At 48.6% G+C, this 877-nt stretch carries 1 protein-coding gene; it reads left to right on the plus strand.

Features of this window, described 5'->3' with window-relative positions; translation table 11 throughout:
- Nucleotides 1-877, plus strand: an 877-nt coding sequence (locus E4T79_RS10715; protein ID WP_135030120.1) for a hypothetical protein, incomplete at both ends; no start/stop codon positions are given.

Raw genomic sequence — 877 nt, forward strand, 5'->3', positions numbered from 1 at the left:
ACCTACGACTTGGCTGGAAACAAGCTGACTAGTACAGAAGAAGTGGACGGTAAGGAAGAAAAGACTACCTATACTTATGATGACAATAACCGCTTGACCCAGTTGGAGAACAAGGACGGCACTACCACCTATACCTACGACAAGAATGGCAACCGCATTTCTTCCAAGAAGAATGACGAGAAGCTAGACTACCTCTACGACACGGAGAACCGTCTGCTTGCGGTCAAGGATAAGGATGGTCTTTTGATGGCGGCTCTCTATGATGGGGACGATAACCGCGTATTTACCGCCAGCCGTAAAGAGGGCCAGCATACCTATCCACTCTTCAAACGCGAGGAGAAGAAGAAATCTCCCTATACTGCACCAGCTGGTGAGGAGAATAGTATCTTCTGGTATGGTTTCAGTCAGAATGTTCTACAGTCGCTCTCTACCTTGCCACAAACTATCGGGACCATTTGGCACGATATCTTTGACGATGTATCCACCGCCTACCACCAGAAAGTGGCGAAAGACAGGGCCAATGATGAGGGGCTTGTCATCAACCCACCAGACCTAGGAAATCTTCCTGGTGAGGGCGACGTGACCTATGCCAGTCAAGTCAAGGAAGTTCTTATCCCTTATACCACACGGGAGGATACCTTTAACTACTACGAAGAGCGCAACTATGTCAATGATGTCAATCGGGCACATACCGAAGTTCTCCAGACCTATGACCGTGAGTTAAACGCCAAGGAAACCTACACCTATGGTCAGGGTAGAACGTCTTACCTGAATCATGAAACAGGCGACCATTACAACTATCTGGCCAACCAGTCTGGTTCTGTGACAGGTTTGACCAAGGAGGGAGAAGCAGTAGCCTCCACCAGCTACACTCTTT

This window comes from Streptococcus sp. LYSM12 (assembly GCF_004569635.1).
Classification (GTDB): domain Bacteria; phylum Bacillota; class Bacilli; order Lactobacillales; family Streptococcaceae; genus Streptococcus.